Source organism: Kitasatospora sp. NBC_00315 (assembly GCF_041435095.1).
Lineage (GTDB): Bacteria > Actinomycetota > Actinomycetes > Streptomycetales > Streptomycetaceae > Kitasatospora.
In genome coordinates, this window is sequence record NZ_CP108025.1 from 4535769 (window position 1) to 4551529 (window position 15761).

General features: G+C 74.0%; 10 protein-coding genes. All 10 read left to right on the forward strand.

The genetic code is table 11. The features are described from left to right. Positions 1-10: 10 nt before the first annotated feature. The 10 genes from OG823_RS18625 to OG823_RS18670 all read left to right on the forward strand — a co-directional run bounded on the left by OG823_RS18625 (position 11) and on the right by OG823_RS18670 (position 15679). The gene (locus tag OG823_RS18625) at positions 11-940 is read left to right on the forward strand and encodes a carbohydrate ABC transporter permease (RefSeq protein ID WP_371480719.1); all 930 of its coding nucleotides are present in this window, start codon (positions 11-13) and stop codon (positions 938-940) included. After that, complete coding sequence (locus OG823_RS18630; RefSeq protein WP_371480720.1) at positions 940-1758, forward strand: carbohydrate ABC transporter permease; 819 nt, start codon at positions 940-942, stop codon at positions 1756-1758. The genes OG823_RS18625 and OG823_RS18630 overlap by 1 nt, the downstream gene beginning before the upstream one ends. A gap of 101 nt (positions 1759-1859) precedes the next feature. Next, entirely contained in the window at positions 1860-4142 is a 2283-nt protein-coding gene (locus OG823_RS18635; RefSeq protein WP_371484525.1) for a glycoside hydrolase family 3 N-terminal domain-containing protein, read from the forward strand. A 138-nt stretch (positions 4143-4280) separates the two neighbouring features. Beyond that, a complete protein-coding gene (locus OG823_RS18640; RefSeq protein WP_371480721.1) occupies positions 4281-5288 on the forward strand; it encodes an acetylxylan esterase in 1008 nt (335 codons plus the stop codon). A gap of 410 nt (positions 5289-5698) precedes the next feature. Then, the gene (locus OG823_RS18645) at positions 5699-7327 is read left to right on the forward strand and encodes a TIGR02677 family protein (protein WP_371480722.1); all 1629 of its coding nucleotides are present in this window, start codon (positions 5699-5701) and stop codon (positions 7325-7327) included. After that, the gene (locus tag OG823_RS18650; RefSeq protein ID WP_371480723.1) at positions 7324-8625 is read left to right on the forward strand and encodes a TIGR02678 family protein; all 1302 of its coding nucleotides are present in this window, start codon (positions 7324-7326) and stop codon (positions 8623-8625) included. Before OG823_RS18645 ends, OG823_RS18650 begins: the two co-directional genes overlap by 4 nt. Continuing rightward, a complete protein-coding gene (locus OG823_RS18655; protein WP_371480724.1) occupies positions 8622-12752 on the forward strand; it encodes a TIGR02680 family protein in 4131 nt (1376 codons plus the stop codon). The genes OG823_RS18650 and OG823_RS18655 overlap by 4 nt, the downstream gene beginning before the upstream one ends. Then, entirely contained in the window at positions 12749-13999 is a 1251-nt protein-coding gene (locus tag OG823_RS18660; protein WP_371480725.1) for a TIGR02679 family protein, read from the forward strand. Before OG823_RS18655 ends, OG823_RS18660 begins: the two co-directional genes overlap by 4 nt. 112 nt (positions 14000-14111) lie before the next feature. Continuing rightward, complete coding sequence (gene nth, locus OG823_RS18665; protein ID WP_371480726.1) at positions 14112-14948, forward strand: endonuclease III; 837 nt, start codon at positions 14112-14114, stop codon at positions 14946-14948. Further along, entirely contained in the window at positions 14945-15679 is a 735-nt protein-coding gene (locus OG823_RS18670) for a CoA pyrophosphatase (RefSeq protein ID WP_371480727.1), read from the forward strand. Before nth ends, OG823_RS18670 begins: the two co-directional genes overlap by 4 nt. Positions 15680-15761 lie beyond the last annotated feature (82 nt).

Sequence of the window (15761 nt, forward strand, 5' to 3'; positions counted from 1 at the left end):
GGACCGAGAAATGACCACCATCGCCGCCACCGCCGTGGACCGGCGCCGCCCGGCCGGCCGGAGCGTCACCAGCGCCACCCGACCGGGCTTCGCCTGGGCACTGCCCGCCACCGTCTTCTTCGTCCTGTTCGCGATCGTCCCGCTCGTCCTGGTCGCGGTCCTGTCCGTCATGAGCTGGGACGGCATCGGCTCGCCGCAGTTCTCCGGGACCGACAACTGGGTCAAGCTGTTCCATGATCCGGTCATGATCAAGAGTCTCTGGCTGAGCGTCCTGCTCACCGTGCTCGGGGTCGTCGTCCAGACGCCGATCAGCATCCTGCTCGGCGTCTGGGCAGCCGGCCACCAGCGCAACCGCGCTGTCCTGTCGGCCGTGTACTTCGTACCCCTGCTGCTGTCGGCGACCGCCGTCTCGGTGCTGTGGCGCGCGCTGCTCGACCCGAACTTCGGGGTGCCCTCCGAGGCGTCCTGGCTGTTCGGGGACGGCAACCTGTTCGGCTCGCAGAGCGGCGCCGTCGGGGTGCTGGCCTTCGTCGGGGCCTGGCAGTTCACCCCCTTTCACACCCTGATCTACCAGGGTGCGGCGCGGGCCGTCCCGCCGGTGCTCTACCAGGCCGCGCAGATCGACGGCGCCGGCACCGTCCGCCAGTTCTTCCACATCACGCTGCCGCAGCTGCGGAACACCATCGTCACCTCGGTGATCCTCATGGTGGTCGGAGGGCTGACGACCTTCGACACAGTGCTGATCCTCACCCAGGGCGGGCCCGGTACGGACACCACCATCAGCGCCTACTACATGTACCAGAAGGCCTTCAAGGGCTTCGACTTCGGCGTCGCCTCGGCGATCGCCCTGGTCCTGGTGGTGGTGGCGACGGTGATCTCGCTGGCCGTGGTCCGCCTGTCGGGCTACGACCGGATGCGCAGTACTTCGGAGGGATTGTGATGAGGCGCCGTCCGAACGTCCTGGCCGGCCTCGGCTCGCTGTTCTGGCTGCTCGTGGTGGGGCTGCCGCTGTACGCGATGCTCGCCGCCACCCTGCAGAGCAGGAGCGACTACGCGGCCAACGGCCCGCTCGGCTTCCCGAAGCACTTCACCCTCGACAACTACGTCGACGACTTCTCCAACGGCTTCGGGCAGTACTTCCTCAACACGGCGATCGTCACGCTGAGCGTGGTCGCGATCGTGCTGCTGGTGGTGCCGCCGTTGTCCTACGCCATCGTCAGGGCCCGCGGCCGCAGCACCATGGCGGTCTTCCGGCTGTTCCTGCTGGGCCTGGCGATCCCGGCGCAGGCCGTGATCGTGCCGATGTTCTACGTCATCAACAAGGCCGGCCTGTACGACAACCTGATCGGCGTGATCCTGCCCACCGCGGCCTTCTCGCTGCCGGTCTGCGCCCTCATCCTCACCGGGGTGATGCGCGACATCACCCCCGAGCTGTACGAGGCGATGGCGATGGACGGCGCCCGGCCCCGGCGGGTCTTCTTCCAGCTGGTGCTCCCGCTCTCCAAGGGCGGCCTGTCGACGATCGTGGTCTTCTCGGCCCTCCAGGCGTGGAACGGCTTCCTGTTCCCCCTGGTGCTGACCCAGTCGGACAGCACCAAGGTGATCACCCTGGGCCTCTACAACTTCCAGACGGCGTACGGCATTAACGTCCCCGGCCTGCTGGCCGCCGTGGTGCTCTCCATGCTGCCCATCCTGCTCGTCTACCTGTTCGCCCGACGCACCCTGGTCCAGGGGCTGATGGGCGTCGGAGGAAAGTGACCGACATCGTGAACCTGGCCGTAGAGACCGAATCCGCCACTCCTGTCTGGCGCGACGCCTCCCTGGACGCCGGGACGCGGGCCGACGCCCTGATCGCCGCGATGACGCTCCAGGAGAAGACCGCCCAGCTGTTCGGGGTCTGGGTCGGGGCGTCCGACGAGGGCGGTGAAGTAGCCCCGTACCAGCACGAGATGGAGGAGCCGCCCGAGCTCGACGAGCTGCTGCCGCACGGCCTCGGGCAGCTGACCCGCCCGTTCGGCACCGCCCCCGTCGACCCGGCGCTCGGCGCCCTGTCGCTGATGCGCACCCAGCGCCGGATCGCCGCGGCCAACCGCTTCGGCATCCCCGCGATGGCCCATGAGGAGTGCCTGGCCGGCTTCGCCGCCTGGGGCGCCACCGCCTACCCGGTGCCGCTCTCCTGGGGAGCCGCGTTCGACCCGGCGCTGGTGCGCCGGATGGCCGCCGCGATCGGCCGTGACATGCGCTCCGTCGGCGTGCACCAGGGACTGGCGCCCGTGCTGGACGTGGTCCGGGACGCCCGCTGGGGCCGGGTCGAGGAGACCATCGGCGAGGACCCGTACCTGGTCGCCTCGATCGGCACCGCCTACGTGCAGGGCCTGCAGTCCGCCGGGATCATCGCTACCCTCAAGCACTTCGCCGGCTACTCCGCCTCCCGGGCCGGCCGCAACCTGGCGCCGGTCGGCGTCGGGGCGCGCGAGCTCGCCGACGTCATCCTGCCGCCGTTCGAGATGGCCGTCCGCGACGGGCGTCCCGGCTCGGTCATGCACGCCTACACCGACACCGACGGCATCCCGTCGGCGGCCGACGAGAGCCTGCTGACCGAACTGCTCCGGGACACCTGGGGATTCAACGGCACGGTGGTCGCCGACTACTTCGGCATCGCCTTCCTGAAGACCCTGCACGGGGTGGCCGGGAGCTGGGGCGAGGCGGCCGGCGCAGCGCTGGCCGCCGGCGTCGACGTCGAGCTCCCCACCGTCAAGACCTTCGGGCGGGCCCTGCTCGACGAGATCGCCGCCGGACGCGTTCCGGAGGAGCTGGTGGACCGCGCGCTGCGCCGGGTGCTCGTCCAGAAGGCCGAACTCGGCCTGCTCGACGCCGACTGGAGCGCCACCCCCGCGGTCCTCGTCGAGCCCGACCCGGCCGACCCGCGGGCCCTGCGCGGCACCGTCGACCTCGACCCGGCCGAGAACCGGGCGCTCGCCGGCGAGATGGCCGAGCAGGCCGTGGTCCTGCTGAGCAACGACGGCACCCTGCCGCTGTCCCGCCCGGCCCGGATCGCCCTGATCGGCCCCAACGCCGACGAGCCGACCGCCGTGCTCGGCTGCTACGCCTTCCCCGTCCACGTCGGCGGGCAGCACCCCGACACCCCGCTGGGGATCGAACTGCCGACCCTGCGCGAGGCGTTGGCCGCCGAGTTCCCCGACAGCGAGCTGGTCACCGCCCGGGGCGCCACGGTGGACGGCGCCGGCACCGAGGGCTTCGCCGAGGCGGTCGAACTCGCCCGGAGCGCGGACGTGGTGGTGCTGGCGCTCGGCGACCGCGCGGGCCTGTTCGGCCGGGGCACCAGTGGCGAGGGCTGCGACGTCGAGAGCCTGGACCTGCCCGGCGTCCAGCAGCAGCTGCTGGACGCCCTGCTCGACGCCGGCACCCCGCTGGTCCTCACCCTGCTGGCCGGCCGGCCGTACGCGCTCGGCCGGGCACCGGGCGAGGCCGCCGCGATCGTGCAGGCGTTCTTTCCCGGCGAGGAGGGCACCCGGGCCGTCGCCGGCGTGCTCAGCGGCCGGGTCAACCCGTCCGGCCGGCTGCCCGTCAGCGTGCCCTGCCGGCCCGGGGTCCAGCCGTCCACCTACCTGGCGGCCCGGCTGGCCCAGGCCACCGAGGTCTCCAGCACCGACCCGACGCCGGCGTACGGCTTCGGCCACGGCCTGACCTACACCGACTTCGAGTGGTCGGATCTCGTCGTGGACGCCGCGCTCACCGCCACCGACGGGGAGTTCGAGCTGGCGCTGACGGTGCGCAACACCGGTCTGCGCGCGGGCGTCGAGGTGGTGCAGGTCTACCTGCACGACCCGGTCGCCTCGGTGGTGCAGCCCGTCCAGCGGCTGGTGGGCTACCTCCGGGTGCCGCTCGCCGCCGGCGAGGCGAGTCGGGTCCGGGTCACCGTGCCGGCCGACCTCGCCTCCTTCACCGGGCGGGACGGCACGCGCATCGTCGAGCCGGGCGAGCTGGAGCTTCGGCTCGGCGCCGCCAGTACCGACCCCCGGCTGACCGCCGCGGTCGTCCTGACCGGGCCGGTCCGCCGGCTCGACCACACCCGTCGCCTGCACGCGACGTTCACCCTGTCGGCCGAGCCGACCCTCTGACCCGTCCGCCCCGGCTCCATGCCCGCTTCTGGCCGCCCCGCCCCCCGGTCGGGCGGTCGGAGCCGGGGCGGACGGCCCACCCCCGTCGTCAAGGCGCCGGCTCCGGCCGGCCCCGGCCGTGCCGAGAAGGGCCGCCCGATGCACCGCGACCTGACCGAGCCGGAACTGCGCGCCCACCGCAGCTCCCAGCGCGCTCCCGCCGACTTCGACGCCTTCTGGCGGCGCACCCTCGCCGACGCGCGCGGCAGCGAGCGCACCGTCACCGTGACGCCGGTGGCGACCGGGCTGGCGACACTCGACACCTTCGACGTCACCTTCCCGGGGTTCGCCGGCCAGCCCGTCCGGGCCTGGCTGCGGATGCCGCGCGGTGCGAGCGGCCCGCTGCCCGCCGTCGTCCAGTACGTCGGCTACGGCGGCGGGCGCGGGCACCCCACGGAGAACCTGCTGTGGGCCTCGGCCGGCTACGCCCACCTGCAGATGGACACCCGGGGGCAGGGCTCCGGCTGGAGCCGTGGGGACACCCCCGACTGCGGACCGGCCGGCCCCCAGGCCCCCGGCATGCTGACCCGTGGTGTCGAGGATCCGGCGACGTACTACTACCGTCGTCTGATCACCGACGCCGTCCGGGCCGTCGACGCCGCCCGCACGCTGGCGCCCGTCGACCCCGCCCGGGTCGCGGTGCTCGGCCAGAGCCAGGGCGGCGGGCTGGCACTGGCGGTCGCCGCGCTCGTGCCCGACCTCGCCGCCGCAGTCGCCCATGTGCCGTTCCTCTGCGACTTCCCGCGCGCCGTGCTGGTCACCGACGCCCATCCGTACCGGGAGATCGCGGACTACCTCGCGGTCCACCGCGACCGGGTCGAGGCGGTGCACCGCACACTGAGCTACGTCGACGGCGTCAACTTCGCCCGCCGGGCCGCGGTCCCGGCGCGCTTCTCGGTGGCGCTGATGGACGAGATCGTTCCGCCGTCCACCGTGTTCGCCGCCCACCAGGCGTACGCGGGGCCCAAGGAGCTCACCGTCTGGCACTACAACGGTCACGAGGCGGGCGGCCCCGAGGACGACGCGGGCGCCCTCGACTTCCTGCGGGCCCGCCTCCTGCCGCCCGGGCGCGGTGCGGACGGCCCGGCGGACGGCCTGCCCGGGTGACGGCGGGGTGCCGGGCCCGGTACGGCCGTCGGGCTCATCGGCGCGGTCGGGCCGCACGGGTGCAGGCGTCCGGCACCGCCTCCCACGGCGGGAACGGGCTCGGGCCGCGGCCTTCCTGATCAGCTCGGCGACCCTGCCTCGGTGGCGGGGGCCGGTTCCGTGAGCGCATGGGCGGTCGGCCGGAGAGTGACCTCGTCAAGACGGCCGACGTCGTCCTGGGGAACGCACGTGATCCTGAAACGGGAGAACCCTTCGGGGCGGCCGGAACGACGTTGCCGGCTTCAGCGGCGTAGCCGGAGCTGGGTGCGAGAGCGGCCGGATACCAGATAGCCACCAGTTCCGGCAGGAATTGTCCGTGTATCGGCACCAAGCTCGGGAACCACCACGGTCCGCTCACGCGATCCGGCAGAATGCGGGCTGTGACAAGTACCGACGACCCGCACGCGAGCCAGCCGGTCGGCGACGCCGCTCACGGGAACGGTTCGTACCAGCCCTTCGCCCACCTCACGACGGAGCACTCGGCGCTCTACCGTCAGGTCATGGCCGCGTTCGTCCGGGCCAAACAGGAGTTCAGCGTCCACCTGAGACCGGAGGACGTCCACCTCGGCCTGCCCGCCGAGGGCCGTCCGCCGGTGGAGAGCGTGGCGACGGCACTGGAGCGGCTCGCCAAGTGGGGGAATCTGCGGGCGGACCCGGACACCGGCAGGGTCACCGCGTTGGAGGACTTCTACCGATCCCGCTACATCTACCAGTTGACCAGCGAGGGTGAGGCCGCCGAGGAGGCGCTGGCGGCCTACGACGAGGCGCTGGGCCGGCGCGGCGAACTCCAGGCGGTGGCGCTCGCCGACATCGCCGTACAGCTGCGCGCCCTGCTCGCGCTGGCCGGGGCGCGCGAGCCGGATTCGGCGGTGGCGCACCTCGCGCTGCTCGCCCTGGTGGACCGGTTCTCCGGCCTGGCCGAGAACGCGCGGGCGTTCATGAGCTCGCTGCAACGCACGGTCGACCTGCACGATGCCGAGGTCGAGGTGTTCCTCGCCTACAAGCAGCGGCTGATCGAGTACCTGGAGCGCTTCATCGAGGACCTGGTCACCCGGGGCGCCGAGATCGCCGGACTCCTGGAGCGCCTGGGGACACCGCAGGAGGGCCCGGCCGGCCCGCTGCTGCGGCTGGCCGCCGCACGCGAGGCGTCCGACACGGCTCCGGACGCCGCGGCCGAGGCGCTGACCGCCGCCGAGCGGCGCTGGTACGGGCGCTGGGAGGGTCTGCGGGCATGGTTCCTGAGTGTGCCGGGCCGCAGTTCCCAGGCGAAGCTGTTGCGTTCGGCGGCCCGTCAGGCGGTCCCGCAGCTGCTGGGTGTGGTGCAGGCGTTGAACGAACGAAGGGCCGGTCGGTCGGACCGCTCGGCGGACTTCCGGGAGCTGGCCCGCTGGTTCGCGGAGGCACCCGACGACCAGGCCCGGCACCGGTTGTGGCGCTCGGCGTTCGGGCTGCACTCGGCCCGGCACCTGACCATCGACCAGGAGGCACTGGCCGCCCGCGAGGCTGACCCGGTGCCCGCCTCGGCCTCGTGGTACGACGCGCCGGGCGTACGGATCAGTCCGCAACTGCGCCGCACCGGCTCGTACGAGCGGCGCGGCCGGGCACGGGCCGTCCAGGACCGTGGCGAGGCCAAGGCGTACCTGGCGGAGCTGGCCCGCAAGCAGGCCGAGCAGACGGCGGCGGCCCGGGCACGGTTGGCCACCGACGGAGAGGTGCGGCTGAGCGGTCTGGGCGAACTCGATCCGGCGGCCTTCCGGCTCTTCCTGCGACTGCTCGGGGACGCACTGTCCGCGTGGCGGCCCGGTACGGACACGGTCGCCGTCACCACGAACGACGGGACGATGGAGATCAGACTGACCAGGCTGCCGGGCGGCGGCACCGCGGAGATCCGCACCCTCGACGGCGTGCTGCGCGGGCCGGAGCACCTGGTCGGGATCACCGACCTGACGGCGGACCGCGAGAGCGCCGGGAGCGCCGAGAGCGCCGGGAGCCCGCGATGACCGACCGGACGACAGGCGGGACGGCCGACAGTCGGCTGGGCGACGCACTCGCCGCACAGCACGCCGAGGAGGTCCGCCGGGCGGCGCGGGCGCTGCTCCGCAGACCCCTTCTGCGCGCGGGCACCGACGACTTCCGCCTGGTCCGGCAGCACGCCGGCGAGCTACGGACCTGGTTCGACCGCAACACCGGATGGGCGTTGCTGGTGGACTCCGAGGTGGCCCGGCTGCGCCGCGTTCCCGGCCGGGACACCGACCCGACCCACCCGGCCCGTGACCAGCGGACCGGGCTGCCGTTCGCCCGCCGCCGCTACGTGCTGGTGTGCCTGTGTCTGGCCGTGCTGGAACGCTCCGACCAGCAGATCGCCCTCGGTCGGATGGCCGAGCAGGTGGTACTCGCAGCCGCGGATCCGGCGCTGGACGCGGCCGGAGTCGCCTTCACTCTTTCCGACCGCGAGCAGCGCACCGACCTGGTCGCCGTGGTCCGGCTGCTGCTCACCTGGGGTGTGCTGGCCAAGGTCGCCGGTGACGAGGACGCCTTCCTCAAGTCGGCCGGCGACGCCCTGTACGACGTGGACCGCCGGGTACTGGCCGGGCTGCTGATCTCCCGGCGCGGTCCGAGCACCGTCCGGGCGGACGGCTTCGAGGAACGGCTCGCCGAACTCAACGCCGAAGCGCTGCCGGACAGTGACGAGCTGCGCAACCGCGCCCTTCGGTACACCCTGACCAGGCGGCTGCTGGACGACCCGGTGCTCTACCTGGACGAGCTGTCGGAGGCCGAGGCCGGCTATCTCGCTTCGCAGCGCGGCGCGTTGACCCGGCGCATCGGCGAACTCACCGGCCTGGTACCGGAGGTGCGGGCCGAGGGTCTGGCGATGGTCGATCCGGACGACGACCTGACCGACCTGCGGATGCCCGAACAGGGCACCGAGGGCCATGTCGCTCTGCTGGTCGCCGAGTACCTGGCGGGCAAGGGCGGCACCGTCCCGCTGGCCGAACTGCACCGTCAGGTGGCCGGCTGGGCCCTCGACCACGCGGGCTTCTGGCGGCGCAGTGCCACCGCCCCCGGCGCCGAGGTGGAGCTGACCGAGCAGGCCGTGGAGCGGCTGACGGCGCTCGGTCTGCTGGAGCGCGTGACGGCCGCGGACGGCACCCCGGCGGTACGACCCCGCCCGGCGCTGGACCGCTACCGGGTCGGCGAGACCGTCCTGCTGGAGCCCGGCGGGCGCGCCCCGAAGAAGAGCACAGCGGACCGGACGAAGAGTACGGCGAACCACCGGAAGGCCAGGACCACCAGATGAGTACCACCGACTCCACGCCGCTGCCCGTGCCGGGCCGTACCCGCTGGCAGCCGCTCCGGACCGGCCTGGTCGACCTCTTCTACTACGACGTCGAGGAGTTCCACTTCCGCGACGGCCGCCTGCTGCTGCGTGGTAACAACGGCACCGGGAAGTCCAAGGTGCTCGCGCTCACCCTGCCCTTCCTGCTGGACGGCGACCTGTCCCCGCACCGGGTCGAGCCGGACGCCGACCCCAAGAAGCGAATGGAGTGGAATCTGCTGCTCGGCGGCGAGCACCCTCACCCGGAGCGGCTCGGCTACACCTGGATCGAGTTCGGCCGCCTCGACGAGGACGGCACCGCCCGCTACACGACCCTCGGCTGCGGTCTCAAGGCGGTGGCGGGCCGGGGCATCGCACGGCACTGGTACTTCGTCACCGACCGTCGCGTCGGAGCCGATCCGGTCGACGGAGGTCTCAGGCTGCTCGACTCCACCGGCGCCGCGATCGGCCGTGACCGGCTGACCGAGGCGCTGGACGGGCGCGGCCTGGTGTACGACTCCGCCCGGAGCTACCGGCGTGCGGTGGACGAGGTGCTGTTCGGTCTCGGCGAGCAACGTTACGCGGCCCTGGTGGACCTGCTGGTGCAGTTGCGCCAGCCGCAGTTGTCCAAGCGGCCGAGCGAGAAGGCGCTCTCCCAGGCGCTCACCGAGTCGCTGCCGCCGATGGACCAGGCCGTCGTCTCCGACGTGGCCGAGGCGTTCCGTTCGCTGGACGAGGAGAAGGAGCAGCTGTCGGTGATGGTCGCGGCCGAACGTGCCGCCACCGCCTTCCTCCAGCGCTACCGCCGCTATGCCCGGGTGGCCGCGCGGCGCAAGGCCCGCGCGCCGCGCGTACAGCACTCCCGGTACGAGTCGCTGCGCGCCGAACTGAACACCGCCGAAGCGGACTTCGAAGCTTCCGGCACCGCGCTGGAGGAGGCCGAGGCCCGGTTGGAGGAGCTGGACCGCGGTCGCACCGGCCTGCGGGCCAGGGACGAGGCCCTGCGGGCCGGCCCCGAGATGCGCAACGCCCGCGAGCTGGAGCAGGCGGCGGAGCTGGCCGAGCGCACCGCACGGGACGCCGAGCGGGCCGAGGCGGACCGCACGCGGGCCGACGGCGAGCTGACCCGGTACGCGGCCCGGCTGGGCGCCGCCCGCTCGCGGGCCGAGTCGGCCGAGCGGGTGCGGCAGAGCGGGCTGACCCGGGCCGAAGAGGCGGCGGCGCCCGCCCGGTTGGACCGGCAGCATCACGACCGGGTCGCCCGCCCGCTCGCCGACGGCGACACCCCGGAGGACGCAGGACAGGCCGCCGACGAGATCACCGGCCGCCGGCTGCGTTCCGTCGCCCTGGTCGAGGAACGGCTGGCCGGCGTCCAGGAGGCCGCTCAGGCACTCGACCGGGCCCGCAGGCGCCTGGAGGACGCGGACGCCGAGCTGGCCCGCCGCGCCGACCTCCGGGCCGAGGCCGCGCGGAACGCGGTTCAGGCCGGCGAGGACCATCTCGTCCGGGTCCGCGCCCATTTCGCGTCCTGCACGCTGCTGCGCCCGGCCGACCCGGAGGGCATGCTGGACGAGCTCGCCCAGTGGGTCGAGACACTGGGGGGCCCCGATCCGGCCAGGACGGCAGCCCAGCAGGCCGCTGCCACCACCGGCGGCGAACTCGCCCGCCACCGGGCCGCCCTCGCCCTCGGGCGCACCGAGACCCAGGAACGGGCCGGCCTGCTCCGGGCCGAGCTGGCCGAACTGCGCTCAGGAGCCCGGCGCGGGCCGAACCCGCCGCACACCCGATCCGCCGGAGCCCGTCAGGACCGGCCGGGCGCGCCGCTCTGGCGCCTGGTGGACTTCACCGACGAATCCGGCCTGACGGACGGCGTGCGGGCCGGTCTGGAAGCGGCTCTGGAAGCCTCCGGGCTGCTCGACGCGTGGGTCGGCCCCGACGGTACGGTCGCCGCCGCCGACACCTGGGACACCCTGGTGACCGTCGGCGCGCCCGTGGACGGACCGTCGCTCGCAGCCGTCCTGCACCCCGCCGTCGACCGGGACGACCCCGCGGCCTCATCCGTATCGGACGACGAGGTGGCCCGGCTGTTGGCCGGAATCGGCCTGCTCGGGTCGGACGAGGAGATTCCGCTCCACGGAAGCTGGATCGCCGCCGACGGCCGATTCCGGCTGGGGGCGCTCACCGGCGCCTGGTCCAAGCCCACCGCCGAGTACCTCGGGGAGGGCGCCCGCGAGCAGGCCCGGCGCGCCAGGATCACCGCCGTCGAAGCCGAAGCCGTCGAATGCGCGGCCCGACTGGACGCCCTGGCCGGCCAGGACGCGGCGCTGGAGGCCGACGAGCAGCGACTCGGCGCCGAACAGGCCGGGCTGCCGGACGACTCCGCCCTGCGAGCCGCCCATGCCGCGTCGACGACGGCCGGCACCGAGCACACCCGGACCGCCGAACGGCGTGAGGCCGCCGACCGGGAGGTGGCGGACGCCTCCGCCGAGGTGGACCAGGTCGTCGGCGAACTGCACGCTCTCGCCGACGAACTCGCCCTCCCGGCCACCGCGACGGAACTGCGCGCGGTACGCGAGGCCGTCGGCGCCTACCGCGAGGCCCTTGCCGCGCTCTGGCCCGCCGTACGCGAGGAGCGCGCCGCACTGTCCGCGCTGGCGGTCGAGGAGGCCGACCACGAACGGGCCGCCGAGCACACCGCAGAACTGGTCGGACGCTCGTTCGCAGCGGCCCGGGAGGCCGTCTTCGCCGGCGAGCGCCACCAGACCCTCGCCGCCACCGTCGGTACGGCCGTCGCCGAGCTGCTGCGTCAACTCGCCGACGTGGCGGAGGGCCTGCGGGAGATCGACGAGCGCGAGCGGGCCACCCGCCGGGAGCAGAACGCGGCCACCGGCCGCAGGGCCGCCGCCGACGCCCTGCGCACCCGGGTACGCGCCGAGATCGACGACACCGCAGCCACCCGCGCCGGGGCCATCGACGCGCTTCGCCGCTTCGCCGGTACCGGCCTGCTCGCCGTCGCCCTGCCCGACCTCGAACACTCCGGCGACTCCTGGGCAGCCGAACCAGCAGTGCGCCTCGCCCGCGCCGTCGAGCGGGAGCTGGAGTCCGTGGACGACTCCGACCCGGCCTGGGAGCGGGTTCAGCGCCGGATCACCGAGGAGCTCAAGGACCTCTCCGACGCGCTGTCCCGGCACGGCCACACGGCGGTGGCCCGGATGCTGGAGGACGGCCTGGTGGTCGACATCCTCTTCCAGGGCCGCGAACGCTCCGTCCCCGAGCTGGCCGGCGCCCTCGCCACCGAGGTCGCCGACCGGCAGCGGCTGCTCTCCGCCCGCGAGCAGGAGATCCTGGAGAACCACCTGGTCACCGAGGTGGCGGGCACCCTCCAGGAACTGGTCGGCGCCGCCGAGCAGCAGGTCCTGCGGATGAACGCGGAGCTGAAGGACCGCCCGACCAGCACCGGCATGCTGCTCCGCCTGGTCTGGCGGCCGGCCCGCAACGCCCCCGGCGGCCTGGCCGCGGCCAGGGACCGCCTGCTGCGCCAGTCGTCCGACGCCTGGACCGCAGCCGACCGGACGGCCCTCGGCGACTTCCTCCAGGCTCAGATCGACCGGGCCCGCACCGACAACCCCGCCGGCACCTGGCTGGAGCACCTCACCACGGCGTTGGACTACCGCTCGTGGCACGAGTTCGGCATCGAGCGGCACCAGCACGGCAAGTGGCAGCCCGCCACGGGACCGGCCTCGGGCGGCGAACGCGTCCTGGCCGTCTCCCTGCCGCTGTTCGCCGCGGCCTCGTCGCACTACGCCTCGGCAGGCAGTCCGCACGCCCCGCGCCTGGTCACCCTGGACGAGGCCTTCGCGGGTGTCGACGACGACTCCCGGGCCAAGTCCCTCGGCCTGCTCGCCGCCTTCGACCTGGACGTGGTGATGACCTCCGAACGCGAGTGGGGCTGCTACCCGCAGGTCCCGGGCCTGGCCATCGCCCAGCTCTCCCGGGTGGACGAGATCGCCGCCGTCCTGGTGACCCGCTGGGAGTGGGACGGGCACCAGCGCACTCGCGTACCCGAGACGGACGTGCCGGCCCAGCGTCAGGGCGGTCAGGGGGAGTGAGCGCCGACCTGCCACGTCTTCGCCGCCTGCTCGGCACCCCCGAGACGGCCTGGCTGGTCGACCGGGTCCGTCGACGCCTTGAAGCCGGGCAGCCCCTGGACACCACACTCACCCGCAACGGCGCCGACGAGGCCGAACGCGCAGCCGTCGCCCGCCTCCTGGGACGCGCTCCCAGACCCGGACGGTCGCTGTCGGTGCCCCTGCCGGCCGTGGACGGAATACTCCGGACCAGCGGCGCCTGCCCGGACGGGCTCGCCGCCGCCGTCGTCGCCCTCACCGGTCCAGTGGCTCTGCGGCGGGAGGCCGCCGACGAGCTGAGCCGAGCGTGGGACGAAGCCTTCGCACCCCTGTGGGACGCCGTCGCCACCCGGACCGAGCTCGCCGACTGGTACCGGGACCTGCACGCCACCGGTCTGGTCCGCCGCCTCGCCCGCACCCCCGGGGAGGCGGCACCGCTCCTCGCCACGCTCGCGCGGATCCTCCCGCGTCTGCCGCTCTCACCACCGCAGTCCCTCAGCACCTTCGCCGCCCACACCGCCGGCGACGCCCACGCCCTCGACCACGGGCCGCTCGCCACCCTCACCCTGGACGCGGTCCGCGCCCTCACCGGCACACCGCCCGGGTCCGGGGCCGGCCGGCGCCGAGACACCTGGGCCACCGCCGGGCTCCTGCTGGACGAACTCTCCTCACAGGCTCTTGCGCTCAACCTGCCCGGCGACGATCACACCGCCACCGGCCGCGCGCTGACCGCCCTGGCCGCCGCCGGCCAGCCCGCCGTGCTGACCCTCCGCCAGCTCCTGCGGGACGCTCCGCGACCGCATCAGGGCGGGGTGGCGTACGTCTGCGAGAACCCCGCGGTCATGCTCGCGGCCGCAGACCTGCTGGGTGCTGGATCCCCTCCTCTGGTCTGCCTCCAGGGCCAGCCCAGTACGGCCGCCCTCCGGCTGCTCCGCCTCTACGCCGACGCCGGATGGGCCCTGCGCTACCACGGCGACTTCGACTGGGGCGGCGTCCGCATCGCCACCCGCCTCCTGTCCCACGTGCCGTGGACCCCGTGGCGGTACACCGCCGACGACTACCGGGCGGCCCTCACCGCCCACCCGCACACCGGGCCCCTGGCCGGCAGCGCCGCCGAGACCCCGTGGGACCCGCGCCTCGCCATCGAACTCGGCCGGGCCGGCCGCCGGATCGAGGAGGAGCTGGTGCTCACCGCCCTTCTCGGCGACCTGGGACACGCCGCGCGCTGAAAGCGGCCGGCCCAGGCGTGGCCCACCGCAGCGCGGTCGCTGCTGATGCCGTCATCCGGCCTGACCCGGAGATCTCACGTGGGACCGCTGCCATCCGGCGTAACCTGCCTTCATGGCAGAGAGCAAGGCCCGGACGACCGTAGCCAGACCAGCGGTGAAGCCGAGGAAACCGGAGTCGCGGCTGGCGATGGTGCGACGCGCCCGGAAGATCAACCGGGAGCTGGCGGAGCTGTACCCGTACGCGCATCCGGAGCTGGACTTCGAGTCGCCGTTCGAGCTGCTGGTGGCGACGGTGCTGTCGGCGCAGACGACGGACCTTCGGGTGAACCAGACCACGCCGGCCCTGTTCGCGAAGTACCCCACTCCGGAGGACATGGCGGCCGCCGTGCCGGAGGAGCTGGAGGAGATCATCCGGCCGACCGGCTTCTTCCGGGCCAAGGCACGGTCGCTGCTGGGGCTGTCGGCGGCGCTGCGCGACGACTTCGGCGGCGAGGTGCCCGGGCGGCTGGAGGATCTGGTCACCCTGCCCGGGGTCGGCCGCAAGACGGCAAACGTCGTCCTGGGGAACGCGTTCGGCGTACCGGGGATCACCGTCGACACGCACTTCGGCCGGCTCGCGCGCCGTTTCGGCTGGACGGCCGAGGAGGATCCGGTGAAGGTCGAGGCGGTCGTCGCGGAGATCTTCCCGAAGTCCGAGTGGACGATGCTCTCGCACCGCGTGGTGTTCCACGGACGGCGGGTCTGCCACTCCCGGAAGCCGGCCTGCGGGGCCTGCCCGATCGCGCCGCTCTGCCCGTCGTACGGAGAGGGCGAGACCGATCCGGAGAAGGCGCGCAAGCTGCTGAAGTACGAGCTGGGCGGTCAGCCCGGGCAGCGGCTGCGGCCGCCGGCCGACTACCCCGGGCAGCCGGCCGCCGCCGCGGGCGGCGGGCAGGAGGAGGTCGCGTGACCTCCACGCTGATCGATCGGGACGGGCTGCCGTCCTGGCTGCTGCCCGTCCGGGACGCGGCCGAGACGGTCCGGCCCGAGCAGCTGAGCCGGTACCTGCCGCCCGCCGAGGGCGGCCGGCCGTCGGCGGTGTTGATGCTGTTCGGCGAGGGGCCGACCGGCCCGGATCTACTGCTGATCGAGCGGGCCCGGTCCCTGCGATCGCACGCGGGGCAGTCCTCCTTCCCCGGGGGTGCGCTGGATCCGGCGGACGGCGATCCGCACGGCGCGGGGCCGGTCGCGGCGGCGCTGCGCGAGGCGTGGGAGGAGACCGGGCTGGATCCGACCGGTGTGCAGGTCTTCGCCACGCTCCCCGCGCTCTACATCCCGGTCAGCCGCTTCATCGTCACGCCGGTGCTCGGCTGGTGGCGGCGGGAGAGCCCGGTGGCGCCGGTGGACCAGGCCGAGACCGGGGCGGTGTTCCGGGTCCCGATCGCCGAGCTCACCGATCCGGCGAACCGGGCCAGGCTCCGGCATCCGTCCGGCTACACCGGGCCCGCCTTCACCGTGTCCGAGCGGCTGGTCTGGGGGTTCACGGCCGGGGTGATCGACCGGATGCTGCACCACAGCGGTCTGGAGCGGCCCTGGGAGCCGGCCCGGGTGCTGTCCCTGTCGGACGAGGCGCTGGGGCTCGCCGGGGCCGACCGGGCGCGCGTCCAGGGACTGCTGCGCGACACGCCCGCCGCGGGGTAGCCACCGGCCCCCGCGTACCCTCTCCACGGTTGTACGGATGGCGGGCGGGGCAGGAGCGGGTCACCGAGCCAGGTGCCGACCC